The sequence below is a fragment of the Serratia sp. ASV30 genome, from assembly GCF_016428815.1.
GTDB classification, from domain to species: Bacteria; Pseudomonadota; Gammaproteobacteria; order Enterobacterales; family Enterobacteriaceae; genus Chania; species Chania fonticola_C.
Genome location: NZ_JAELTL010000001.1, coordinates 106,668 through 130,654, shown reverse-complemented (window position 1 = coordinate 130,654; position 23,987 = coordinate 106,668). Strand labels below are relative to the sequence as shown.

The 23,987-nt window shown below is 55.5% G+C and carries 21 protein-coding genes; 14 read left to right on the top strand and 7 right to left on the bottom strand.

Going from position 1 to position 23,987, the window contains the following annotated elements; genetic code table 11:
- The first annotated feature begins 26 nt into the window (after positions 1–26).
- From osmY to deoD, 10 genes are all read left to right on the top strand, one after another.
- A complete protein-coding gene (gene osmY / locus JHD74_RS00560) occupies positions 27–641 on the top strand; it encodes a molecular chaperone OsmY (protein WP_024527239.1) in 615 nt (204 codons plus the stop codon).
- Positions 642–781: 140 nt separating this feature from the next.
- Positions 782–943: a DUF1328 domain-containing protein gene (locus tag JHD74_RS00555; protein WP_004933089.1), complete on the top strand. Its 162-nt coding sequence runs from the start codon at positions 782–784 to the stop codon at positions 941–943.
- 57 nt (positions 944–1,000) lie between these two features.
- Positions 1,001–1,186 carry a CsbD family protein gene (locus JHD74_RS00550; protein WP_024485503.1) on the top strand — a complete coding sequence of 62 codons (186 nt, stop codon included), beginning with the start codon at positions 1,001–1,003 and terminating at the stop codon, positions 1,184–1,186.
- 10 nt (positions 1,187–1,196) lie between these two features.
- The gene (locus tag JHD74_RS00545) at positions 1,197–2,294 is read left to right on the top strand and encodes a patatin family protein (RefSeq protein ID WP_074028448.1); all 1,098 of its coding nucleotides are present in this window, start codon (positions 1,197–1,199) and stop codon (positions 2,292–2,294) included.
- Entirely contained in the window at positions 2,291–3,085 is a 795-nt protein-coding gene (locus JHD74_RS00540; RefSeq protein WP_199061241.1) for a TatD family hydrolase, read from the top strand. Before JHD74_RS00545 ends, JHD74_RS00540 begins: the two co-directional genes overlap by 4 nt.
- Before the next feature lie 189 nt (positions 3,086–3,274).
- Positions 3,275–4,540, top strand: a complete 1,266-nt coding sequence (locus tag JHD74_RS00535) for a NupC/NupG family nucleoside CNT transporter (RefSeq protein WP_024485506.1) — start codon at positions 3,275–3,277, stop codon at positions 4,538–4,540.
- A gap of 353 nt (positions 4,541–4,893) precedes the next feature.
- Positions 4,894–5,673: a deoxyribose-phosphate aldolase gene (gene deoC, locus JHD74_RS00530; RefSeq protein ID WP_199061300.1), complete on the top strand. Its 780-nt coding sequence runs from the start codon at positions 4,894–4,896 to the stop codon at positions 5,671–5,673.
- 101 nt (positions 5,674–5,774) lie between these two features.
- Positions 5,775–7,097 carry a thymidine phosphorylase gene (gene deoA, locus JHD74_RS00525; RefSeq protein WP_024527235.1) on the top strand — a complete coding sequence of 441 codons (1,323 nt, stop codon included), beginning with the start codon at positions 5,775–5,777 and terminating at the stop codon, positions 7,095–7,097.
- A 74-nt stretch (positions 7,098–7,171) separates the two neighbouring features.
- A complete protein-coding gene (gene deoB / locus JHD74_RS00520; RefSeq protein WP_071682500.1) occupies positions 7,172–8,395 on the top strand; it encodes a phosphopentomutase in 1,224 nt (407 codons plus the stop codon).
- A gap of 66 nt (positions 8,396–8,461) precedes the next feature.
- Positions 8,462–9,193 carry a purine-nucleoside phosphorylase gene (gene deoD, locus JHD74_RS00515; protein WP_021179222.1) on the top strand — a complete coding sequence of 244 codons (732 nt, stop codon included), beginning with the start codon at positions 8,462–8,464 and terminating at the stop codon, positions 9,191–9,193.
- A gap of 231 nt (positions 9,194–9,424) precedes the next feature.
- Here the strand turns inward: deoD and JHD74_RS00510 are convergent, their stop codons facing one another.
- Entirely contained in the window at positions 9,425–10,111 is a 687-nt protein-coding gene (locus JHD74_RS00510; protein WP_024527233.1) for a YtjB family periplasmic protein, read from the bottom strand.
- 200 nt (positions 10,112–10,311) lie between these two features.
- Here JHD74_RS00510 and serB point away from each other — a divergent pair, with 200 nt between their 5' ends.
- The 3 genes from serB to nadR are packed head-to-tail and all read left to right on the top strand — an operon-like array spanning position 10,312 to position 13,989.
- Positions 10,312–11,289, top strand: a complete 978-nt coding sequence (gene serB / locus JHD74_RS00505; protein ID WP_199061239.1) for a phosphoserine phosphatase — start codon at positions 10,312–10,314, stop codon at positions 11,287–11,289.
- A 3-nt stretch (positions 11,290–11,292) separates the two neighbouring features.
- Positions 11,293–12,681: a DNA repair protein RadA gene (gene radA / locus JHD74_RS00500; protein ID WP_021808023.1), complete on the top strand. Its 1,389-nt coding sequence runs from the start codon at positions 11,293–11,295 to the stop codon at positions 12,679–12,681.
- A gap of 57 nt (positions 12,682–12,738) precedes the next feature.
- A complete protein-coding gene (gene nadR / locus JHD74_RS00495; protein ID WP_074028452.1) occupies positions 12,739–13,989 on the top strand; it encodes a multifunctional transcriptional regulator/nicotinamide-nucleotide adenylyltransferase/ribosylnicotinamide kinase NadR in 1,251 nt (416 codons plus the stop codon).
- A gap of 409 nt (positions 13,990–14,398) precedes the next feature.
- Here the strand turns inward: nadR and JHD74_RS00490 are convergent, their stop codons facing one another.
- Positions 14,399–15,400, bottom strand: coding sequence for a zinc-binding alcohol dehydrogenase family protein (locus JHD74_RS00490; protein WP_024527231.1), 1,002 nt, complete (start codon positions 15,398–15,400; stop codon positions 14,399–14,401).
- 100 nt (positions 15,401–15,500) lie between these two features.
- Between JHD74_RS00490 and JHD74_RS00485 the strand changes: the two genes are divergently transcribed.
- Positions 15,501–16,409: a LysR family transcriptional regulator gene (locus JHD74_RS00485; RefSeq protein ID WP_029710777.1), complete on the top strand. Its 909-nt coding sequence runs from the start codon at positions 15,501–15,503 to the stop codon at positions 16,407–16,409.
- Between the two features lie 50 nt (positions 16,410–16,459).
- Here the strand turns inward: JHD74_RS00485 and ettA are convergent, their stop codons facing one another.
- The 5 genes from ettA to JHD74_RS00460 form a co-directional block, all read right to left on the bottom strand.
- A complete protein-coding gene (gene ettA, locus JHD74_RS00480) occupies positions 16,460–18,127 on the bottom strand; it encodes an energy-dependent translational throttle protein EttA (protein WP_021179229.1) in 1,668 nt (555 codons plus the stop codon).
- 142 nt (positions 18,128–18,269) lie between these two features.
- Complete coding sequence (locus JHD74_RS00475; protein WP_199061237.1) at positions 18,270–18,767, bottom strand: OmpA family protein; 498 nt, start codon at positions 18,765–18,767, stop codon at positions 18,270–18,272.
- Positions 18,768–18,808: 41 nt separating this feature from the next.
- Positions 18,809–20,056, bottom strand: a complete 1,248-nt coding sequence (locus tag JHD74_RS00470) for a diguanylate cyclase domain-containing protein (RefSeq protein WP_024527228.1) — start codon at positions 20,054–20,056, stop codon at positions 18,809–18,811.
- Positions 20,053–20,655, bottom strand: a complete 603-nt coding sequence (locus JHD74_RS00465; RefSeq protein WP_199061235.1) for a YfiR family protein — start codon at positions 20,653–20,655, stop codon at positions 20,053–20,055. Before JHD74_RS00465 ends, JHD74_RS00470 begins: the two co-directional genes overlap by 4 nt.
- A gap of 274 nt (positions 20,656–20,929) precedes the next feature.
- Positions 20,930–23,659, bottom strand: coding sequence for a cation-transporting P-type ATPase (locus JHD74_RS00460; RefSeq protein WP_074028454.1), 2,730 nt, complete (start codon positions 23,657–23,659; stop codon positions 20,930–20,932).
- Between the last annotated feature and the right edge of the window lie 328 nt (positions 23,660–23,987).

Here is a 23,987-nt window from a genome sequence, read left to right as displayed (position 1 = left end):
GTTCTACAACAAGAAGGAAGAGATCGATGAAAAATACCAAGTTTGCACATTCGCTGATGGCAGTCGTTTTGGGTTCGGTACTGGTTAGTGGTTCGGCCTTGGCTGAAGAGACCATGATGAACAAAGCATCAGGCGTAGTTGATAGTACTGGTGCCAAAATCGATAGCTCCATGAAAAAAGTCGACAACTATATGGATGACAGCGGCATAACGGCTAAAGTTAAAAGTGCGTTGGTTGACGAGAAAGCCATTAAAAGCACCGACATCTCGGTGAAAACCGAAAAAGGTGTGGTGACGTTGAGCGGCTTTGTCGCCACTCAGGCTCAGGCTGAGCAAGCGGTTAGCGTTGCAGGCCGGGTGGAAGGGGTCAAATCCGTCAGCGATAAGCTGCACGTGAAAGATCAAGCGACCCAGTCGGTGAAATCCTATGCCGGTGACACCGCAACTACCAGCGAGCTGAAAGCTAAACTGCTGGCCGATGACATCGTGCCTTCACGCAACGTGAAAGTAGAAACCACCGATGGTGTGGTGCAGCTTTCCGGTGAGGTGAAAACCCAGGCACAGTCTGACCGTGCAGAAAGTATTGCCAAAGCCATTGATGGCGTGAAAAGCGTCAAGAACGATCTGGCGGTAAAACCTTAATCGTCAGTAACAGTAAGCGATAACTCCCAGGCTAACGCCTGGGATGCACTACCAGAAATAGAATAATCCGCAGTTTTAAGCCGCACCCTACAGGGGCGAGCCAAACGCGAAATTTTTATCACCATGGTAAGGAGAGGCTTATGTTTCGATGGGGCATTATATTTTTAGTGATTGCATTGATCGCCGCAGCACTGGGTTTTGGTTCGTTGGCAGGTACTGCTGCCTGGGCCGCCAAAGTGGTGTTCGTGGTAGGGATCATCTTGTTCCTGGTCAGCCTGTTTACCGGTCGTCGGCGCCCTTAGCGTCTCTCTAAACTGTAACAAAGCTTGATTCTTTTTCTCGGCGCCAGGAGGCAGGTCATGAATAGCGACATCATTGTTGGCCGTTGGAAACAGCTGAAAGGCCAGGTTTGGCAGGCATGGGCGGAGTTTTCCGGCAATGACGGCCTGTGGCTGGCAGGGAGCAATGACTGCCTCTCTGGCGTATTACAAGAAGATTACGGAAGAGAGCAAGAAGAGGTATCCTCGGGAAAACGGCCACATTGAGGATACGGGGTTGGGATACAGAATACCCATCACGCTCGGTAATATAGAACCCCTGGCGTATAAACCATACCGGCCCGGTAAAATGGCGCTGGTGTGTGAGGGCGGCGGACAGCGCGGTATCTTTACCGCTGGCGTACTGGATGAATTCCAACGCGCACGCTTTAACCCATTTGATCTGATGATCGGCACCTCTGCCGGTGCGCAGAACCTCTCGGCATTTATTTGTGGCCAGATGGGCTACGCACGGCGGGTGATCACCCGTTACACCACTTCCGCCAATTTCTTTAACCCGCTACGCTTTGTGCGTGGTGGGCATCTTATCGATCTCGACTGGTTGCTGGATATCACTTCGCAACAGCTGCCGCTGGCGTTTGACGTGGCGGAACAACAGCTGGTCAATGGCCGTGAATTTTTGATGTGTGCCTGCCGCAGCGATGACTTTGCGCCGGTTTATTTGCCTGCGGTGCGGGATAACTGGTTACCGGCTATCAAGGCTTCCAGCGCTATCCCCGGTTTTTACCGCATGGGCGTAGAGCTGGACGGCGTCAGCTATCAGGATGGTGGCATCAGCGATGCCATCCCGGTGGAAGAGGCCTATCGCCGTGGGGCGGATACCATCGTGGTGATCCGCACCGTACCTTCACAGATGGTTTATACGCCGAAGTGGATGAAACGCATGGAGCAATGGCTGGGTGAAAGCAGCCTGCAGCAAATGGTGCGGGTGTTGCAGCATCATGAGCAGAGCTATTTGCGTATCCAGCAATTTATTGAAAAGCCGCCCGGCAAACTGCGTATCTTCGAAATATACCCGCCTAAGCCGCTGGCGAGCAATGCGCTCGGCAGCCGTTTGCCTGCGCTGAATCGCGATTATCATCTGGGCCGCCGTTGTGGGCGTTATTTCCTGGCGACGGTAGGCCACTGGCTGCTGGAGCAGGAAAAGATGGATGGTATGAAGGTGAAAAAGTCGCTCTCGCGTCGACTGATCCAGCCGGAAACCGTGCGGATGCCTTCGCCGATTATTACCGATGTGCTCAACCCGCAGGGCCATGCCGTGCAGCCTGAAGCGACACCAAAAATCATCCTGCCGGGTGACGGAGATGTGCTGTGAGTTACGCCTTTACTGATACCCATTGCCACTTTGATTTCCCACCTTTTTGCGAGGATGAGCAGACGAGCCTGGCATTGGCCGCGCAAGCCGGGGTGCAGCAAATTATTGTGCCAGCGGTCACGGCCGATCGCTTTGTGCGTATTCTCAAACTGGCGCGTGAACATACTCCGCTGTTTGCCGCGCTGGGGTTACACCCGCTGTATATCGCCCAGCACCATGATGAGCAGCTTCAACAGTTGGCAAGTTTCCTGGCAAGCAAGCCGCATAAGCTGGTGGCTGTAGGGGAGATTGGGTTGGATCTGTATATGGCCGAACCGCAGTTTGAACGCCAACAGGGGCTGCTCAAAGCACAGCTAAAGCTGGCAAAGCAGTATGATTTGCCGGTGATCCTGCACTCTCGCCGTAGCCACGATCAGTTGGCTGCCGCATTGCGTCGTACCGAGGTACCGCGCCGTGGCGTAGTGCATGGTTTTGCTGGCAGTCTGGCTCAGGCGCAGGCCTTTATTCGCCTGGGATATTACATTGGCGTTGGCGGCACGATCAGCTACGAGCGGGCGCAGAAAACCCGTCAGGTGATGTCGCAGTTGCCGTTGACCTCGCTGTTGCTGGAAACCGATGCACCGGACATGCCGTTGGCGGGTTATCAAGGGCAGCCGAACCGGCCTGAACGGGCTGCGGAGGTGTTTCAGGTGCTTTGCCAACTACGGCCTGAATCTGCCGACGAGATTGCCGAACAGCTACAACAAAATAGCCAATCCCTGTTTGCATTAGGGCCGCACCCCTCACTTTAAATGTGACTTGAATCACGTTGTGTGATTTTCAGTTGCTTCCACTTGTATATATTTGTGACATAAAACGAGTCTCATCCCGCCGCGCTCAGTATAATTGCGTCCCATTATCGCCCTTGGGCGACCCGTTTCATCCAGCGGGCCGGGGGCATTTCTTCTTCGCAACAGGGACATACTCGTATGCAACTCTTCATGAGCCTGGTCGGTATGGTGGTCTTGATCGCCATTGCGGTGCTGCTTTCCAGCAACCGGCGCGCTATTAAACTGCGTACCGTACTCGGCGCGTTTATCATCCAGATTGGCATTGGCGCGCTGGTGCTCTATGTCCCGATCGGACGCCGTATTCTTGGTGGCATGTCGGAAGGGGTGGCAAACGTCATCGCTTACGGTAACGAGGGCATCTCTTTTATCTTTGGTGGCCTGGTTTCCGACAAAATGTTTGAAGTGTTCGGCGGTGGCGGCTTCGTGTTCGCCCTGCGTGTGTTACCGGTGATTGTGTTCTTCTCCTCGCTGATTGCGGTGCTCTATTACCTGGGCATCATGCAGGTGGTGATCAAGCTCTTAGGCGGTGGTTTGCATAAGCTGTTGGGTACCTCGCGGACCGAATCGCTGTCAGCCACGGCCAATATTTTTGTGGGGCAGACCGAAGCGCCGCTGGTGGTGCGCCCTTATATCGCCACCATGACCCAGTCGGAGCTGTTTGCCGTAATGTGCGGCGGCCTGGCTTCGGTAGCCGGTTCCGTGCTGGCGGGCTATGCCCAGATGGGCGTACCGTTGGAATACCTGATTGCCGCTTCCTTTATGGCCGCACCGGGTGGGTTGCTGTTTGCCAAACTGATGGTGCCGGAAACCGAAAATACCCAAGACCGAGCCGATGCGATGAAGCTGATCGCCGAAGATGAGCGCCCGGCAAACGTCATCGATGCCGCTGCCTCGGGTGCGGCATCTGGTATGCAGTTGGCGCTGAACGTGGGGGCGATGTTGTTGGCATTTATCGCTCTGATCGCGCTGCTTAACGGTATTCTTGGCGGTATTGGTGGCTGGTTCGATTTCCCACAGCTGTCACTGGAACTGATCCTGGGCTGGGTGTTCTCGCCGATCGCCTTCCTGATTGGTGTGCCTTGGAGTGAAGCGATGGTCGCGGGGTCGTTTATCGGCCAGAAGGTGATCGTTAACGAATTCGTGGCCTACATGAACTTTGGTGCTTACCTGCGCCCGGATGACGTGGTGGCTGCTGAGGGGCTACAGGTACTGTCACAGCACACCAAGGCGATCATCTCCTTTGCGCTGTGCGGGTTTGCCAACCTGTCTTCCGTAGCGATCCTGCTGGGCGGTTTAGGCAGCATGGCACCCGGTCGTCGTCACGACATTGCCCGCTTCGGGTTGAAAGCAGTGGCAGCCGGTACCTTATCCAACCTGATGAGTGCCACCATCGCCGGATTCTTCCTGGCGTTGTAAGCTATACTTGGTATCAACAATCAGGCTCCTGAAGGGGCCTGGTTGCCTGCCAAAAGGGCATTCGCCTGATGACCGCCGTCTCTTTAGTGAATTTGTGAACAATATCGCGTTATTTTGTGATGATCTTCACATATAATTCAGTCCTGTTACAGTGCTATCCTGTGTAGTGTGAATCAGAACACAAATATGCCAGAGTGATCGTGTTCAAATGGCGATTGCTGGCTATGCGAAAATCGAAGGGCTATGTGCGGTGAGAAGGATCTCAGTTGCTGGCGTGGGAAGACTATCCCGCGCGCTATCTTCAAGGAACCAAGTCCGCTCGCCAACATCAGAATGCTCAGTTGGAGAGTTTTATGACCGAATTAACCGCAGCAGCGCAACGCGCGCTGAACCTGATGGATTTAACCACGCTGAACGAAGATGACACCGACGAGAAAGTGATCGCGTTGTGTCGTCAGGCGAACAGCCCGGCAGGCCATACTGCCGCCATCTGTATCTATCCGCGTTTTATCCCGATTGCCCGCAAAACGCTGCGTGAGCAGGGTACTCCAGATATCCGTATCGCCACCGTCACCAACTTCCCGCATGGCAATGATGATATCGACATCGCCCTGGCGGAAACCCGTGCGGCTATCGCCTACGGTGCCGATGAGGTTGACGTGGTATTCCCTTATCGTGCCCTGATGGCCGGTAACGAGGAAGTCGGGTTTGAGCTGGTCAAACAGTGCAAGCAAGCCTGCGCTGCTGCCAACGTGCTGCTGAAAGTGATCGTCGAAACCGGTGAGCTGAAGCAGGCGGAACTGATCCGCAAAGCCTCCGAGATCTCCATCAAAGCCGGGGCTGATTTTATCAAGACCTCTACCGGTAAAGTGCCGGTCAACGCCACGCTGGAAAGCGCTGAGCTGATGATGACCGTGATCCGTGATATGGGCGTAGGCAAAACCGTTGGCTTCAAGCCAGCCGGTGGCGTGCGTACCGCAGAAGATGCTCAACAGTATCTGCAACTTGCCGGGCGTCTGCTGGGAGAAGACTGGGCCGATGCGCGCCACTTCCGCTTTGGTGCGTCGAGCCTGTTAGCCAGCCTGCTGACCACGCTGGGGCATAGCACCCAAGCCGCTGGCAACGGTTACTGATTTTCTCTCACGTCTTGTTGCGTTGGGGCTGCCAAGCGGCCCCATTAACGCAGCGCGCAGGCGTATCGAATGACTCTATTTAGCTAAAACAGGGGGCTACTTTGTTCTTGGCACAAGAAATAATCCGTAAAAAACGTGACGGGCAACCGTTGAGCGAAGCCGAGATCCGCTTCTTCATTAACGGCATTCGCGATAACGTGGTGTCAGAAGGACAGATTGCCGCGCTGGCGATGACCATCTATTTCCACGACATGACCATGCCAGAGCGCGTGGCGCTGACTATGGCAATGCGTGATTCTGGCACGGTGTTGGACTGGAAAAGCCTGTCGCTGAACGGCCCGATTGTGGATAAACATTCCACCGGCGGCGTGGGCGACGTGACTTCGCTGATGCTTGGCCCGATGGTGGCAGCCTGTGGCGGCTACGTGCCGATGATTTCAGGCCGTGGTCTGGGCCATACCGGCGGTACGCTGGACAAGCTGGAAGCGATCCCTGGCTTTGATATTTTCCCGGACGACAACGCGTTCCGTAAGATCATCAAAGACGTTGGCGTGGCGATTATCGGCCAGACCAGTTCACTGGCTCCGGCAGACAAGCGTTTCTACGCGACGCGCGATATCACTGCTACCGTCGACTCCATTCCGCTGATCACCGGCTCTATTTTGGCGAAAAAACTGGCCGAAGGGTTGGATGCGTTGGTTATGGACGTGAAAGTTGGCAGCGGTGCCTTTATGCCGACCTACCAGCTTTCTGACGATCTGGCGCAGGCGATCGTGGGCGTTGCGAATGGTGCCGGTTGCAAGACGACCGCGCTGCTGACCGATATGAATCAGGTGCTGGCTTCCAGCGCCGGTAATGCGGTTGAAGTGCGTGAAGCGGTACGCTTCCTGACCGGGGAATATCGCAATCCGCGTCTGCTGGAAGTGACCATGGCGTTGAGCGTGGAAATGCTGCTGTCTGGCGGCCTGGCCACCGACGATGCTGACGCGCGCGCCAAACTGCAGGCGGTGCTGGATAACGGCAAAGCGGCGGAAATCTTTGGCCGCATGGTGGCGGCACAGAAAGGCCCAAGCGATTTTATCGAGCGTTACGACAGTTATCTGCCAGCCGCGACGTTAACCAAGCCGGTTTATGCCGAGAAACCAGGTATCATTACCGCGATGGATACCCGTGCACTGGGTATGGCGGTGGTGTCACTGGGCGGTGGCCGCCGTCGCGCGACCGACAGCATCGACTACAGCGTGGGCCTGACCGATGTGGCTCGCCTGGGCGACACTGTCGATACCCAGCGTCCATTGGCGGTGATCCATGCCAACGACGAAGAGAGCTGGCAGCAGGCGGCAGATGCGGTACGCAGCGCGATGGTTCTGGGCGACAAAGCGCCAGAAGTCACGCCGGTGGTCTACAAACGCATCACCGAATAACCTCTGTCTAAAGAATCAGGAGTGGCAGCGGCCTTTTCGCTGTCGCCCTCAGCGTGAATACGCAGGAGAGTATGATGAAACGTACATTTATTATGGTATTAGACTCATTCGGCATTGGCGCGAGTGAAGATGCCAAAAGCTTTGGCGATGAAGGCTCCGATACCCTTGGCCATATTGCTGCTGCCTGTGCGCGCGGCGAAGCCAACGTGGGCCGTAGCGGCCCGCTGACCCTGCCAAACCTGAGCCGTCTGGGCCTGGGCAAAGCAGCGGAAGAATCCACCGGCAAGTTCCCGGAAGGGTTGGATAAAGACGCTGAAATCATCGGTGCTTACGGCCATGCCAGCGAGCTTTCCTCCGGTAAAGATACGCCATCAGGCCACTGGGAAATTGCCGGTGTGCCAGTCTTGTTCGACTGGGGCTACTTCTCTGACGAGCACAACAGCTTCCCGCAGGAACTGCTGGACAAGCTGGTGGCGCGTGCCAACCTGCCGGGTTACCTCGGTAACTGCCATTCATCCGGTACCGTGATCCTGGATCAACTGGGCGAAGAGCATATGAAAACCGGCAAGCCGATTTTCTACACCTCTGCGGACTCAGTGTTCCAGATTGCCTGCCATGAAGAAACTTTCGGCCTGGATCGCCTGTACGAGCTGTGTGAGATCGCTCGTGAAGAGTTGACCGAAGGTGGCTACAACATTGGCCGTGTGATTGCCCGTCCGTTCCTGGGGAATAAGCCGGGTGAGTTCCAGCGTACCGGTAACCGTCACGATCTGGCCGTGGAACCCCCAGCTCCGACCGTGCTGAAAAAGCTGGTTGATGAGAAGGGGGGCGAAGTGGTTTCCATCGGCAAGATTGCCGATATCTATGCCAACGTGGGGATCACCAAGAAGGTGAAAGCTACCGGGATCGACGCCCTGTTCGACGCCACTTTGATCGAGATGGAAAAAGCCGGTGACAACACCATCGTGTTCACCAACTTTGTTGATTTCGACTCCTCCTACGGCCATCGCCGTGACGTAGCGGGTTATGCTGCCGCGCTGGAGCTGTTCGACCGCCGCCTGCCAGAGCTGCTGAAGCTGGTGAAAGGGGATGACATCATCATCTTCACCGCTGACCACGGCTGCGACCCGACCTGGCCAGGCACCGACCACACCCGTGAGCATATCCCGGTTCTGGTCTATGGCCCGAAAGTCAAACCAGGCTCGCTGGGGCATCGCGAAACCTTCGCCGACATCGGCCAGACCGTCGCCAGCTATTTTGGCGTGTCACCGATGGATTATGGCAAATCCATGCTTTAATACCGCTTTTAATGACGCTGGCCTTCACGCCAGCGTCTTTATTTCAATGAATTGAGGGAAGTGATTATGGCAACGCCACATATTAACGCTGAGATGGGTGATTTCGCTGACGTAGTGCTGATGCCGGGGGATCCGCTGCGGGCAAAATACATCGCAGAAACCTTCCTGGAAGGCGCGGTGGAAGTGAACAACGTGCGTGGCATGTTGGGTTTCACCGGCACTTATAAAGGTCGTAAAATCTCGGTAATGGGCCACGGCATGGGCATCCCATCCTGCTCTATCTATGCGCGTGAACTGATTGCCGAGTTTGGCGTGAAGAAAATCATCCGTGTCGGCTCTTGTGGCGCGGTGCGTGATGACGTCAAACTGCGTGATGTGGTGATCGGCATGGGGGCTTGTACCGATTCCCAGGTTAACCGTATGCGCTTCAAAGGCCACGACTATGCGGCCATTGCGGATTTTGACATGGTGCGTAATGCGGTAGACGCTGCGGCTGCTCAGGGCATCCCTGCACGCGTGGGTAACATTTTCTCCGCCGATCTGTTCTACACGCCAGATCCGGATATGTTCCAGGTGATGAAGAAGTACGGCATCCTGGGCGTAGAGATGGAAGCGGCAGGCATCTACGGCGTGGCCGCAGAGCTGTATGAAGAGTTCGGTAGCACGGCGTTGACCATCTGCACCGTTTCCGACCATATCCTGCGTCATGAGCAGACCACCGCTGCCGAGCGTCAGACCACCTTTAACGAGATGATCGTTATCGCGCTGGAATCTGTCCTGCTGGGCGACAAAGCGTAATGACCTCGCGGGCGCAGCACGCTGCGCCCCATTTTATCTATTCATTTTGCCGTAAAATAATACAAATATTTGTTGTTTTTCATATTGTTACTGCTTTTGTATTCTATTCACCAGCCGACTCGCTACGTTGCCAATTCATGGGGCATCTGAACGGGCGCAGCATGCAACGCCTCTACGCTCGAGCATGAGATTCAGCAACATTGCCACTTTGGCATCAATCTCAGAATGCCATCAGCTTTTCTTCGTTTCTTCCTGCTCTGCCGGTTTCTCGTCATCACCATCGTCTACCGTATTACCTTCTGCCAGCGGCGTGTTGGCGGTTAGCAGGTACGGCGACTGCTGCCAGCGGCTGCGGCGGCCTTGCAGCAGGGTACGGGCCAGAATAATGCCGATGGCCAGCGCCAGCAGGATCATCAGGCGCAGCAGGTTGGTGGTGTTATCCACCTGTTTGGATTCGGTGGCCAGCACGTGGGTATCCAGCGTCACGCGGATAAAGCCCAGTGGGCCATCTTTGCCCTGGATTGACTCGACGAGCTGGTGGTTAAAGTAGCTGCCCGCGCGTTTGCCATCCAGTGCGAGGCGATCGCGCACGCTAATCTGCTCGCCGGAGTGGGCGATCAGGGTACCGTCCAACTGGTAGACGCTGGCGTCCAGAATACGGCTGTGATCGGTCAACTGCGTGAGAATGCGCTCAACCTGCTGGTTGTCTATGTCGCTATCGCCATCCATCAGCGGAGTCAGGCTAAAAGCCACCTGCTTGGTCAAGGTTTGTGCCAATTCTTCGACCTGTTCCGATCGCGCCATTTGGTGGCTCAGGCTAAAATAGGAGGCACCTTGCATCAACAGCACCAGTAACGCCAGGCAAATCAGGATAATAGCGGTGCGATGCAGGCGGAATTTCAGTTTAGCTTTAGCCATTAGGCTTCCTTTAGGGCGGTCATCCGGGAGTCACGATTGACCACCTGGCTGTGCGGAACCGAGATGTACCAATACTGCGAGCGCATGGATGCGCTAGAGCGGCCAACTAGAGATTCATAGGGTAATATGTTGCCAGAAGCAATGGCGATAGGATAGCTTGATGCGTCGTTTTATCATGCAGTGTTATTCAGGAGTTAAGGATGCCAAATAGTCTGACCTATTGCGATCTCCCCGCCGAGATCTCTCAATGGCCGGGGTTGCCCCTTTCGTTGAGCGGTGACGAAGTCATGCCGCTGGATTATCGGGCGGGCCACACCGGTTGGCTACTATATGGCAGAGAACTGGATAAAGAGCGTATTACTCAGTTCCAGCGTAAGCTGGGGGCCGCGATGGTGATCGTGACGGCCTGGGCGGTGGAAGATTATCAGGTGGTACGCCTGGCGGGCACGCTAACTGCGCGCGCCAAACTGTTGGCGAACGAAAGCGGGCTAGACGTTGCCCCACTGGGCAAAATTCCTAACCTGCGCAAGCCGGGCCTGTTGGTGATGGATATGGACTCAACGGCGATCCAGATTGAGTGCATCGACGAAATCGCCAAGTTGGCCGGAGTGGGCGAGCAGGTCAGTGAAGTGACCGAACGCGCGATGCGCGGCGAACTCGATTTCACCGCCAGCCTGCGCCAACGCGTGGGGACGCTGAAAGGGGCCGATGCCAATATCCTCAAACAGGTGCGTGACGACTTGCCGTTGATGCCTGGATTGACCAGCTTGGTGCGCAAACTGCAGGCGCTGGACTGGCATGTCGCCATTGCCTCCGGCGGCTTTACCTATTATGCCGAGTACCTGCGTGACAAGCTCAAGCTGGTGGCCGTGGCAGCCAATGAGCTGGAGATCCGCGACGGTAAGCTGACCGGCGAGGTGCTGGGGCCGATCGTGGATGCGCAATTCAAGGCCGATACTCTGGTGGCGCTGGCAGAGAAGCTGGGGATCCCACCGCAGCAAACCGTAGCGATCGGCGACGGTGCCAACGATTTGAAAATGATGCAGGTGGCCGGGCTGGGTATTGCCTATCACGCGAAGCCTAAGGTCTATGAGAAGGCGCAGGTCTCGATCCGCCATGCCGATCTACTGGGAGTGCTCTGTGTGCTCTGCGGAAGTTTGAAACACGATGTGAGGTAAGCTGTGGCAAAAGCAGTAAAACGGGCATTTGTCTGTAATGAATGCGGCGCTGATTATCCGCGCTGGCAGGGGCAATGCAGTGCCTGTCAGGCCTGGAACACCATTACAGAAGTGCGCCTGGCTTCAGTCTCCTCCTCAGCTGCCCGTAGCGAGCGTTTAAGCGGCTATGCGGGCGATGCCGGTATCAGCAAGGTGCAGAAGCTTTCGGACATCAGTTTGCAAGAGCTGCCGCGTTTCTCTACCGGCTTTCTGGAATTTGACCGCGTACTGGGCGGCGGTGTGGTGCCGGGCAGTGCGATCCTGATCGGCGGTAACCCCGGCGCGGGGAAAAGTACGCTGCTGTTGCAGGTGCTGTGCAAACTCGCCGAGCAGATGAAAACCCTGTACGTCACAGGTGAAGAGTCGCTGCAACAGGTCGCGATGCGTGCTCATCGGCTTGGATTGCCCACCGGCGGCCTGAACATGCTGTCGGAAACCAGCATCGAGCAGATCTGCCTGATCGCCGAGCAGGAGCAGCCGCGGCTGATGGTGATCGACTCGATCCAGGTCATGCATATGGCGGATATCCAGTCATCGCCAGGCAGCGTGGCACAGGTGCGCGAAACGGCGGCCTATCTCACCCGCTTTGCCAAAACTCGCGGCGTAGCGATCGTAATGGTTGGCCACGTCACCAAAGATGGCTCACTGGCCGGGCCGAAAGTCCTCGAACACTGTATCGACTGTTCCGTGTTGCTGGATGGCGATGCCGATTCCCGGTTCCGTACGCTGCGCAGCCATAAAAACCGTTTTGGTGCGGTCAACGAGCTGGGAGTATTTGCCATGACCGAGCAGGGGTTGCGTGAGGTGAGTAACCCTTCCGCAATCTTCCTCAGCCGGGGTGATGAAGTGACTTCCGGCAGTTCGGTGATGGTGGTTTGGGAAGGCACCCGGCCGCTACTGGTTGAGATCCAGGCGCTGGTCGATCACTCGATGATGTCTAACCCACGCCGCGTTGCCGTAGGCCTGGAACAGAATCGTTTGGCGATCCTGCTGGCGGTGCTGCATCGTCACGGTGGCTTGCAGATGTCCGACCAAGACGTTTTTGTCAACGTAGTAGGCGGCGTCAAGGTTAGCGAAACCAGTGCCGATCTGGCGTTGCTGCTGGCGTTGGTCTCCAGCCTGCGCGACCGCCCATTGCCTAACGATCTGGTGGTGTTTGGCGAAGTGGGCCTTGCAGGGGAGATCCGCCCGGTGCCTAGCGGCCAGGAGCGTATTTCTGAAGCGGCCAAACACGGTTTCAAGCGGGCGATCGTGCCACATGCCAACGTGCCGAAGAAACCACCGGCCAATATGCAGGTGTTCGGCGTCAAGAAGCTGGCGGATGCGCTGGACGTACTGGAACAGTTTTATTAATTGCCGCCCGCTGCGCGGAATATGCTATTTTGTTTAGCATAATAAACGGGAGGGTTTATGCGGCAGTTCGATTACCTCAAGGCAGCGATTAAGCAACAGGGATGTACCTTACAGCAGGTAGCTGATGCCAGTAGCATGACCAAGGGCTACCTCAGCCAGCTGTTGAACGACAAAATCAAAAGCCCGAGCGCGCAGAAGCTGGAAGCCCTGCACCGTTTCCTGGGGCTGGAATTCCCACGCCGTGAGAAGAAAGTCGGCGTGGTGTTTGGTAAATTTTACCCGCTGCATACCGGCCATATCTATCTGATCCAGCGCGCCTGTAGCCAGGTTGACGAGCTGCATGTGATCCTGTGCCACGATGAGCCGCGCGATCTGTTGCTGTTCGAGAACAGCTCTATGTCACAGCAGCCAACGGTCAGCGATCGCCTGCGCTGGCTGTTACAGACCTTTAAATACCAGAAAAATATCCATATTCACTCTTTCGACGAAAAGGGCATTGAACCTTACCCGCACGGCTGGGACGTGTGGAGCAACGGCGTGAAGAGTTTTATGGAGCAAAAGGGCATCGTCCCGAGCTATATCTATTCCAGCGAAGAACTTGATGCTCCCCGTTACCGCGAACATTTGGGGATTGAAACCATCCTGGTTGATCCTGAGCGTTCCTTTATGAATATCAGCGGCAGCCAGATCCGTCAGGATCCGTTCCGCTATTGGGACTACATCCCCACTGAAGTGAAGCCGTTCTTTGTTCGTACGGTGGCAATCCTGGGCGGTGAATCCAGCGGTAAGTCAACGCTGGTCAACAAGCTGGCGAACATCTTCAACACCACCAGCGCCTGGGAATATGGCCGTGACTACGTCTTCTCCCACCTTGGGGGTGACGAGATGGCGTTGCAGTATTCCGATTATGACAAGATCGCGCTTGGGCAGGCCCAGTACGTGGATTTTGCGGTGAAATACGCCAATAAAGTGGCGTTTATCGACACCGACTTTGTCACCACGCAGGCGTTCTGTAAAAAGTATGAAGGGCGGGAGCATCCGTTCGTTCAAGCGTTGATCGACGAATACCGTTTCGATCTGGTGATCCTGCTGGAGAATAATACCCCTTGGGTGGCCGACGGATTGCGCAGCTTGGGTAGCCCGGTCGATCGCAAGGCGTTTCAGTATTTATTGGAAGAGATGCTGCACGCCAATAACATCGAATATGCGCACGTAGAGTCGAGCGATTACGAGGAACGCTTCTTGCGCTGTGTCGAGCTGGTGCAGCAACTGCTGGCGGCGGATGCCAGCCGCTTGGTGAAGTTTTAGGGACGTTTTAGGCGGGTAAATGTCGGTGTAGTGGCGATGTAGTGCCCCTCACCCTAACCCTCTCCCACAGGGAGAGGGAACCGATCGAGTGTATCTGAAATTGTCGTGACTCACCTTGGATGAGGGCACCGATCGAGTGTGTTTGAAATTGTCGTGGCTCACCTTGGATGAGGGTACCGATCGAGTGTGTTTGAAATTGTCGTGACTCACCTTGGATTAGGGGACCGATCGAGTGTATCTGAAATTGTCGTGACTCACCTTTGATGGGGAGGCGATCGAGTTTGCCAAGATGTTCTCTTCACTTCCAAACGAGCAGAGGCTATCAGCTCCCTCTTCCCTGTGGGAGAGGGTTGGGGTGAGGGGGCCATAGCAATTTATTGATACCTGACACATCGATAACCCCACTAACTTAGTAAGTTATCACCAACTTACCTTGCATATGCCCATCCAACAGCTTGGCATGCGCGGCGGTCAATGTATCCACCGTCAGCCCCTGTAGCGTTTCGCTCAGCGTGGTGGTCAATTTACCCTCATCGAGCAATTGCGCCACCTGTTTGAGGATCTCCCCTTGCTGGGCAATATCCGGCGTGGTGAACATGCTGCGGGTGAACATGAATTCCCAATGCAGCGCTGCGCTTTTCAGCTTCAACGCGTTTTGATCCAGCGGTTGGCTGTTTTCGACGATAGTGCAGATATGGCCGAGCGGGGCGACCAGATCGCTGATGGCTTGCCAGTGGCCGTCGGTATCGTTCAAGCACAGGATATAATCCACGCTCTCAATCCCTTCTTTAGCCAGGTTGCCTTTCAGGTCGCGGTAATCCACCACCAGTTCAGCACCCCGTTCGCGGCACCATGCAGCTGATTCCGGGCGAGAGGCCGTAGCGATGACTTTCACCTTGCTACGCTGTGCCGCCAGGGGGATCGCCAGCGAGCCCACTCCACCGGCACCGCCGATGATCAACAGCGTTTTACCGGCAGCCGCATGCTGAATATTCAGGTGTTCAAACAGGGCTTCCCACGCGGTGAGCGCGGTCAGCGGCATCGCGGCGGCTTGTGCCCAGTCCAGGCTGGCCGGTTTATGTGCCACGATACGTGAGTCAATCAGCTGATGGGTGCTGTTGCTGCCTGGACGGGTAATATCCCCGGCATACCATACCTCATCGCCGGGTTTGAACCCGCTGACGCTGCTGCCCACTTCGAGCACCACGCCGCTGGCATCCCAGCCGAGAATGCGTGGCTGCTGCAAACCATTCTTTTGCAGGCCAGCATGAACCTTGGTATCGACCGGGTTAACGGAAACGGCTTTCACTTCCACCAGCAGATCGTATTGACCCGGTGCGGGTTTTTCTGGAGCGATCTCGATAAAAACGGCTGGATTTTTCGGATCGACGGCAATGGCTTTGATTAACATAATTGTGCTCCTTCGCATGAATAGTCCCAGTGTAGACCCTGAGGAGTAGAGTGATAAGATGGACAATAACTAACTAAGTGTTCGTCTGAGGTGAACAATTATGTTCAAGCAGTTGCAGGATATGGCGTTGTTTGCGCTGGTGGCAGAGTGCGGCAGTTTTACTGCGGCAGCCAAACGGGCCGGGCTGCCTAAATCCAGCGTCAGCCAGCGTGTCAGCCAGTTGGAACAAAAGCTCGGTCTGCGCTTGCTCAACCGCACCACCCGGCAGTTAAATTTGACCTTTGCCGGTGAGCGCTATCTTGAACATTGCCAGGAGATGCTCTCTGCTGCCGAACGGGCCGATCTGGCCTTGCAGCGCTTACGCGATAACCCCAGTGGCCGTCTACGCATCTCCACGCCTGCCGGGCTGGGGGCGACGTTGCTTCCGCGTCTGGCGGCAGATTTCCAGCGCCAATATCCGGATGTCTCGTTGGAAGTGTCAGTGTCAGATGCCATGGTGGATATGGTGCAGGAGGGGTTTGATGCGGCATTGCGTACCGGCAGACCGCAGGATTCCTCGTTGATTGGCCGCCGTCTGGGGCATGCTCCCCGTTATTTGTTGGCTGCACCGGACTATCTGGCCCAACACCCGCCATTGCTGCATCCGCAGCAGTTGCAGCAGCATCTTTGCATCGCTCACCGCGCCTGGCCTGCCTGGATATTGCGCCGGGGTGAAGAGTACTACCGTTGGCAATTGCCGCTGCGGCATACCACCGATAATCTGTTATACGCGCGCGAGTGTGCCATTTTGGGGGCGGGCATTACGCTACTGCCCGCTTTTCTCAGCCGTGAGGTGGTCGCGCAAAAGCAATTGGTGGAAGTGTTGCCACAGTGGCAAGCCGAAGGCAATGAACTGTATCTGGTTTATCCGAGCCGTAAGCTTAATTCCCCGGCTCTGGCCTGTTTTATCGATGTGGTGATCCAGCATCCGGTCTTTGTGGATTATGCGCAGGCACTGGATTGGGGATAACAAAAAGCCCGCAAAATGCGGGCTTGAGAGCATAGATAGCCAACCGGACGTTACTTGGTGACTTTCTTGTACTTGATACGGCGAGGTTCCAGCGCATCGGCACCCAGAGTACGCTTTTTGTACTCTTCGTATTCGGTAAAGTTACCTTCGAAGAACTCCACCTTGCCTTCATCCTGATAGTCCAGAATGTGGGTGGCAATACGGTCAAGGAACCAACGGTCGTGCGAGATCACCATCGCACAGCCCGGGAACTCCAGCAGGGCGTTTTCTAACGCGCGCAGGGTTTCGATATCCAGGTCGTTGGTTGGTTCGTCGAGCAGCAGTACGTTGCCGCCAACCTGCAGCAGCTTGGCCAGATGCAGACGGCCACGCTCACCACCGGACAGTTCGCCCACGCGTTTGCCCTGATCGACGCCCTTGAAGTTAAAGCGGCCAACGTAGGCACGGCTTGGCATTTCGGTGTTGCCCACGCGCATGATGTCCTGGCCGCCGGAAACTTCTTCCCATACGGTTTTGGAATTATCCATGCTGTCGCGGAACTGATCGACCGAAGCCAGCTTGACGGTATCACCCAGCACGATGCTGCCGGAGTCAGGCTGTTCCTGGCCGGACATCATGCGGAATAGCGTGGATTTACCCGCGCCGTTCGGGCCGATGATGCCGACGATGGCACCCTTAGGTACCGCGAAGGTGAGATCTTCGATCAGCAGGCGGTCGCCGTAGGATTTACGCAGATTGTTAACTTCAACCACTTTATCGCCCAGGCGTGTGCCAGGTGGGATAAACAGTTCGTTGGTCTCGTTACGTTTCTGGTATTCGGTGCTGTTAAGCTCTTCAAAGCGTGCCAGACGGGCTTTGCCCTTAGACTGACGGCCTTTGGCACCCTGACGTACCCACTCCAGCTCTTTCTCGATCGACTTGCGGCGAGCGGCTTCGGTTGAGGCTTCTTGCGCCAGACGAGCGTCTTTCTGCTCCAGCCAGGAAGAGTAGTTACCTTCCCACGGAATGCCTTCGCCACGGTCCAGCTCCAGGATCCAGCCAGCCACGTTATCGAGGAAGTAACGGTCGTGGGTGATCGCCACCACGGTGCCTTCGAAGTCGTGCAGGAAGCGTTCCAGCCAGGCCACGGATTCGGCATCCAGGTGGTTGGTCGGTTCGTCCAGCAGCAGCATGTCTGGCTTTTCCAGCAGCAGGCGACACAGCGCTACGCGGCGGCGCTCACCACCGGACAGGTTGGCGATTTTTGCGTCCCACTCCGGCAGGCGCAGTGCATCGGCGGCGCGCTCAAGCTGGGTGTTGAGGTTGTGACCATCGTGAGCCTGAATGATCTCTTCCAGGCGGCCTTGTTCAGCGGCCAGCTTGTCGAAGTCGGCCCCTTCTTCAGCGTACAGTGCGTACACTTCATCAAGGCGCTTGAGGGCACCGACCACTTCTGCCATCGCTTCTTCAACCGATTCGCGAACGCTGTGCTCCATATTGAGCTGCGGTTCCTGCGGCAGGTAGCCGATCTTGATGCCCGGCTGCGGGCGAGCTTCCCCTTCGATATCGGTATCGATGCCGGCCATAATGCGCAGCAGGGTAGACTTACCGGAACCGTTCAGGCCCAGTACGCCAATTTTGGCCCCAGGGAAGAAACTCAGGGAAATGTTTTTCAGAATATGACGCTTCGGCGGAACCACTTTGCCGACGCGGTGCATGGTATAGACGTATTGAGCCACGTTGCTCCGAGCCTCTCTATCAGTTTTTATAGGATGTCTGGCGGCCTGAGTGTAGCCCGTTTCAGCACCGGTTCCCAGATCCCCTATGACGATCGCCAAGTATAACCGCTAATGCTCACCATTAGGTGAACTTTGCTGTTTCTTAAGGGGTGACGACGATCGCCACGCGACGGTTTTCAGCGCGCCCGCTGGAAGTGGCGTTACTGGCTACCGGTTGACGTTTACCCATTCCGCGAGTTTCTATATTGGCACGCGGGATGCCGACACCGGCCAGGACATCGGCCACGGCGTTGGCGCGGCGCAGTGAAAGCTGGTCGTTGTAGCTGTCTTCACCGTAGTTATCGGTATGACCATCCAGGCGGAATTGCACGATGTTAACGCTCTTCAGCGCCTTGCCCATCTTCTCGACGATCTCGGTGCTTTGAGGGCTCAATTTACCGACGTTGTTACCGAACAGCACCTTGTCGGAAAAGCCAAACTCCCAGCCGTTATCCGTCAGTTTGAACCCTTGCGCCTGCAGTAAGGCGATCTGTTCCGCCGTCAGCCCCTGTGGTTTGTTCTGGCAGCCTGCCAGCGTGAGCAAGGTGATAAACACTAACGCCAGTAGGGAATAAGTCCGTTTAAAATTTTGCTGTAACATTGATTTTTCTCTTTTTGGTTGTTTGAGGCCCGGTGCTGGCGCTATTTGCGCATCGCTAACCGCCAGCCTCCGTGGGACAGGTGTTTTGCCCGGTACATTGCGTCATCCGCTTCGTTGAGCAGTTCCTGAGTGGTAGAGGCATGTTCAGGGTAAAACGCGATGCCGATACTCAGTGCGGCGATCACTCTTTCCTTGTTGGGCAACACAATGGGCTGTTGCATACACTCGATGATGATGTCGGCAATCGGCAACACATCGTTGGTGTCTTTGAGCGGCGCCAGCAGGATGGCGAATTCATCGCCCCCCATCCGGGCGACCAGATCGTGCTTGCGCAACCTGCTACGCAGGCGCTCTGCGATGGTGATCAAGACGGTATCACCGGCAGCATGGCCATGGTTATCGTTCACCTCCTTGAAACGATTGCCGTCGATAAACAGTACCGCCAGCTTTTCATCAGGTTCGAGCTCTGACAGCGCGCGGCCCAACTGAGCTTCAAAGAAGGCCCGGTTTGGCAACCCGGTCAGGCTGTCGTGAGTGGCTTGGTGGGTTAATGCGTCATTCTCTTGTTGCAGGTGCTGTTGCCAGGCTTCGATTTCATCCAGCAGGCCGTTGAAATCACAGCTCAGTTCGTGCAGCTCGGCAATCGGTGCTGAAGGTACCCGCAGTTCGAAAGTCCGATCGCGACGTACCGTATGGGCAACGTTGGTGATATCGTCCAAGGAGGTCACGATCCCTCTGAGCATTCTGCGGGAAAGTACCAGGGCGCACAACGTACTGAGCATCAGGCAGGCAATCATGCCCACCATACCGCGCAGCAAGAATTTCAGCAGGCTGCTGCCGTTGCCGGTCAGCCAGACCAGGCCGATCTGTTTGCCTTCACGGGCGATGGGCAGAACCACCGCTTCCGGCAAGATCCAGCGGGCCACCATCTGTTCCAACCCATGCAATGGGCTATCCGCTGGATGGCTCCAACTGGCCAAGGCGATCCCCTGCATATCCAGGATCTTGGCCTCCGACACTTCTTCGTTGGAAGCGATCAGCATCAATGCTTCGCGAGCGGCGGGGCGGTCTTCAAACACCACGGCGGCTTCAGCGGTATAACTGATCGAGCGGGCAATCAGATGCAGGTTATGGTTGGCGTAGGCTCGCAGGGCAAACAGCGCTAGCAACGTCAGGAAAATCCCCGCGGCGCTGACGGCGATCAGCGCCAGCCCCAGGTTCATCCGTTGCAGCACTTGTCCCAGCGTGGGGCGAGATGTAGCCGAACCTTTGTGACCTAACAGTTTCATTGCGGCGGCCCCTTTTTACGCGCCAATTGCAGCACGTTAGGGTGAACACGCACGCCACTGCGCGCCAGTGAGTCCAGATTCACTTTAAAACCCGCCTGATCGTTGCTGATTTGCAAACAAAAGGCACTGCCAACAGCACATTCCATATCCTTTTCGCTAATGCTGAGGATCGAGTGACCCGAAATGCGGTGGAAAAAATCTTGTTTCTGAGCGGCATTGACGTCGCCCAAATACACTACATCGCAGCTAGTTGCCAACTGCGGATTATCTATCTCGATCCGCAGGGTTTTGATTGGCTGCGGTGCCGTCAGCAATACCGGGTCGAACAGACCTTCTGCATACTGGACAGGCGCAGTCACGCACAAGCGGATCGGATCAGGTTTGGCGGGCCAGCGAGCATAGCTGATAATCCCCACCACCACGGTGGTGACGGTATGAATACGTTTTTGGTAGGGATCTTGTGTATCAGCCCCGGCCAAGCTGGGAAACATCAACATAGCCAGCAGCAGGATCGGTAGCATGCGACGCGATCGGACCGGGTTGCTATATAAACCCTGTGTCCTGGCAGCCAACCTTCTGGCCTTTATCGACATCTTCATTTGCCATTCCTGCCTACGGCCGGCTTGATGGCACGGCAGTCTGATACTAAATAATTGAGCCTAGTCGAAAAGGGTAAAACTTTGCCACGTACAATCAATCGCACTACCCAAAAAGCATAACCTGACCGTCTTGGGGGCGGATTGTATTATAAGAGCCGTTTGTTGTGCGCTTTATGCTCGGTTTTATGAGATTTTTCCTAGGTATTTTTAACGTTATAAAACGCCCGGCAGGGTTTGCCGGGCGTTTTAGTGAAATTTGCGTGTCCTTACGCGCTTATAATAGCGTTTTTCGGCTCGCTTTGATGCGGTTAATCACCCATTTTTCTACTTCTACGATCAGGAATAGAGCAATGGCTATCATCAGCGTCACTCCCCAATAGAACAACGGCAGCGGCGCGGTGCCAAACAGCGCGTTCATAAACGGCAGGTAAATGATGGCCATCTGTAGCAGTAACAGTACGCCACTCACCAACCACAGGCCCTTATTGAGGAACAACTGGCGGTTGAGCGGGAAACGGTCTGCGGTGCGGCAGTTGAACATGTAAACCCATTGTGCGGTGACCAGGGTTTGCAATAACACGGTGCGGATCAGCTCGCTGCTGTAGCCACGTGGTGCCATCCAGGCTTCCAGTGCGAAGGCGCTGATGGCGATCAGCACACCAACGAAGCCGATGCGCCAGATAGCGTGCAGATCCAACACGTTGCTGCCCGGCACCCTCGGTTTACGGTGCATCAGCCCTTTTTCGGCGGGCTCATAGGCCAGGCCGAAGGACAGGGTGGTGGAGGTGGCCATGTTCATCCACAGGATCTGGATGGGCGTTAGCGGCAGCATGGCACCGGCCAGAATGGCGATGATGATCAGCAGGCCCTGTGCCAGGTTGGTCGGTAGTACGAACAGGATGGTTTTCTTCAGGTTGTCGTAAACGCGGCGGCCTTCTTTTACCGCACTGGCGATGGTGGCGAAGTTATCGTCGGTCAGTACCATATCAGCGGCTTCTTTAGTGACCTCGGTACCTTTGATCCCCATAGCGATACCCACGTCAGCCTGTTTCAACGCTGGCGCATCGTTGACGCCGTCGCCGGTCATCCCCACCACGCCACCTTTATCCTGCAGCGCTTTTACCAGACGCAGCTTATGTTCCGGGCTGGTACGGGCAAAGATATCGTAACGCACGGCGGCTTCTGCCAACGCCTGGTCATCCATATGTTCCAGTTGGGAACCGGTGATAGAATCCTGGCTGTTACCAATACCCAGCATAGCCCCGATGGCCATGGCCGTTTTTTGGTGATCGCCGGTGATCATCTTCACGCGGATCCCCGCTTGCTGGCATTCGGCGATGGCGGCGACCGCTTCAGGGCGCGGTGGGTCCATCACGCCAGCGATGCCGATAAACACCATCTGCTGGCGAATATCACCGTGATCCAGCGCCACTTCGCCATCTGGTGTGGTTTTACTGGCGGCGGCCACCATACGTAAACCTTGCTCGGCAAAGCGCGACATCTCCGCTTCCCAGTAGCCGCGGCGGAAGGGCTTGATACCAGAATCGGTCAGTTCGAATTCGCACAGTGCGAACAGTACGTCTGGTGCGCCGGTAAGGAACACCTGATTCTTGCCTGCTACCTGGCTACGTACGGCCATATATTTGTAACTGGAGTCGAACGGGATTTTAGCCAGTTGGCGAGCTTCACCTATCTCCAATCCGGCTTTCATCGCCAGCACTTTCAGTGCGCCTTCCGTCGGGCTACCTGTGATCGCCCAGCGGCCGCTGCCATCCTGCTTTACCTGGCTGTCGTTACACAGGGTGATCGCGGTAATGAACTGCGCTAACGGTGGGATATCTTGAACTTGCGCCGGTTTGTTACTGTCGGCAAAGAAAATGCCGCCAACCGGTTCATAGCTTTCCCCTTCCACGCGGTAGGCATGGTCGGCCATGATGACGTTTTTTGCCGTCATTTCGTTCATGGTCAGCGTGCCGGTCTTGTCCGAGCAGATCACCGTCATCGAGCCCAAGGTTTCTACCGTAGGCAGTTTGCGGATAATCGCGCGGTTACGTGCCATCGACTGCACGCCCAGAGACAGGATAATGGAAATAATGGCAGGCAGACCTTCGGGTACCGAGGCCACCGCCAGGCTGATCAGCGCCACCAGCAGCTCACCGAGTGGCATATCACGCATCGTGAAGGCAAACACGAACAGCAGCACCATCATCACCAGGATCAGGATGAAGATGTTTTTGCCTAGGCGATCCATCTGTTGCAGTAACGGGGTACGCTGGGTTTTAACGGTCGAGATCATCTCGCTGATGTGGCCGAGTTCGGTATAGCCGCCAGTCGCGATAACCACGCCCTTGGCATTCCCGGCGCTGATGGTGGTGCCGGAGAACAACAGGTTGGTGCGATCGCCAATCATCACTTCATCAGGGATAGCGTCGGTTTGTTTCGAGACCACGGTGGATTCGCCGGTCAAGATGGCCTCTTCAACCTGAAGGTTGTGAGATTCCAGTAACCGCAGGTCGGCGGGAATTTTATCGCCAGGGCGCAATAATACGATATCTCCCGGGACCAAATCTTCCGCATTCACGGTGTGGTTAATTCCGTCACGCACCACAATAGCTTGGCTGGAAAGCATATTCTTAATGCCTTTCAGCGATTTCTCTGCGCTGTTTTCCTGCACAAATCCGATAAGGGCATTGATCACGGCAACGCAAAGAATAACCACCGTATCGATCCAATGTCCCATAATGCCTTTGAGGAAGGCGGCGGCCAGCAAAATATAAATCAGCACATCGTTAAAGTGGGCAATAAAGCGCATAAAGGCGCTTTTGCCTGCCTGCTCCGGCAGGGCGTTGGGACCAAACTTCTTCAGCCGCTCGGCGGCTTCCTGCTCGCTCAGGCCTTGTTGCTGGCCGTTCAAATGCTGAAGCGTTTGTTCAATATCATATTGATACCAGGCTTTTTCCGGCTTGGGCGGCTCTTGGTATGCAGTGGGGGAATGTTTTGGCATGGAGTGCCTCTCCTTAAAGTCGTTCGAATCTAAGTCCCCATCTGTGTCGGCAGCCCTTTTGCCGGGTTGATATTCCATTGTTTTCTGTCACACAGACGTGAATGGTAATAATTTCAGTTAGTGGATGGCCAATTATCTGCCGCGTGATAGTAAATAATCGCAAACTTGAGTTTTTGATCTGAGATAATAAAAACAAAGTAATAGGAATTGTTTTAATCGGTGAGCAAATGTTTCTCTATTAATGTCTCTGTAACGTCATTTTTTGTATAGAAAAACTCGTGTCTGCATAGAAAACTATAGAACACTGGCGTTATTGTGTGATGAAAAA

Coding starts and splice junctions, on each gene's coding strand:
- osmY (WP_024527239.1), top strand. CDS start 27: ATGAAAAATACCAAGTTTGCACATTCGCTGATGGCAGTCGTTTTGGGT.
- JHD74_RS00555 (WP_004933089.1), top strand. CDS start 782: ATGTTTCGATGGGGCATTATATTTTTAGTGATTGCATTGATCGCCGCA.
- JHD74_RS00550 (WP_024485503.1), top strand. CDS start 1,001: ATGAATAGCGACATCATTGTTGGCCGTTGGAAACAGCTGAAAGGCCAG.
- JHD74_RS00535 (WP_024485506.1), top strand. CDS start 3,275: ATGAGCCTGGTCGGTATGGTGGTCTTGATCGCCATTGCGGTGCTGCTT.
- deoC (WP_199061300.1), top strand. CDS start 4,894: ATGACCGAATTAACCGCAGCAGCGCAACGCGCGCTGAACCTGATGGAT.
- deoB (WP_071682500.1), top strand. CDS start 7,172: ATGAAACGTACATTTATTATGGTATTAGACTCATTCGGCATTGGCGCG.
- deoD (WP_021179222.1), top strand. CDS start 8,462: ATGGCAACGCCACATATTAACGCTGAGATGGGTGATTTCGCTGACGTA.
- JHD74_RS00510 (WP_024527233.1), bottom strand. CDS start 10,111: ATGGCTAAAGCTAAACTGAAATTCCGCCTGCATCGCACCGCTATTATC.
- serB (WP_199061239.1), top strand. CDS start 10,312: ATGCCAAATAGTCTGACCTATTGCGATCTCCCCGCCGAGATCTCTCAA.
- nadR (WP_074028452.1), top strand. CDS start 12,739: ATGCGGCAGTTCGATTACCTCAAGGCAGCGATTAAGCAACAGGGATGT.
- JHD74_RS00490 (WP_024527231.1), bottom strand. CDS start 15,400: ATGTTAATCAAAGCCATTGCCGTCGATCCGAAAAATCCAGCCGTTTTT.
- JHD74_RS00485 (WP_029710777.1), top strand. CDS start 15,501: ATGTTCAAGCAGTTGCAGGATATGGCGTTGTTTGCGCTGGTGGCAGAG.
- JHD74_RS00475 (WP_199061237.1), bottom strand. CDS start 18,767: ATGTTACAGCAAAATTTTAAACGGACTTATTCCCTACTGGCGTTAGTG.
- JHD74_RS00470 (WP_024527228.1), bottom strand. CDS start 20,056: ATGAAACTGTTAGGTCACAAAGGTTCGGCTACATCTCGCCCCACGCTG.
- JHD74_RS00465 (WP_199061235.1), bottom strand. CDS start 20,655: ATGAAGATGTCGATAAAGGCCAGAAGGTTGGCTGCCAGGACACAGGGT.
- JHD74_RS00460 (WP_074028454.1), bottom strand. CDS start 23,659: ATGCCAAAACATTCCCCCACTGCATACCAAGAGCCGCCCAAGCCGGAA.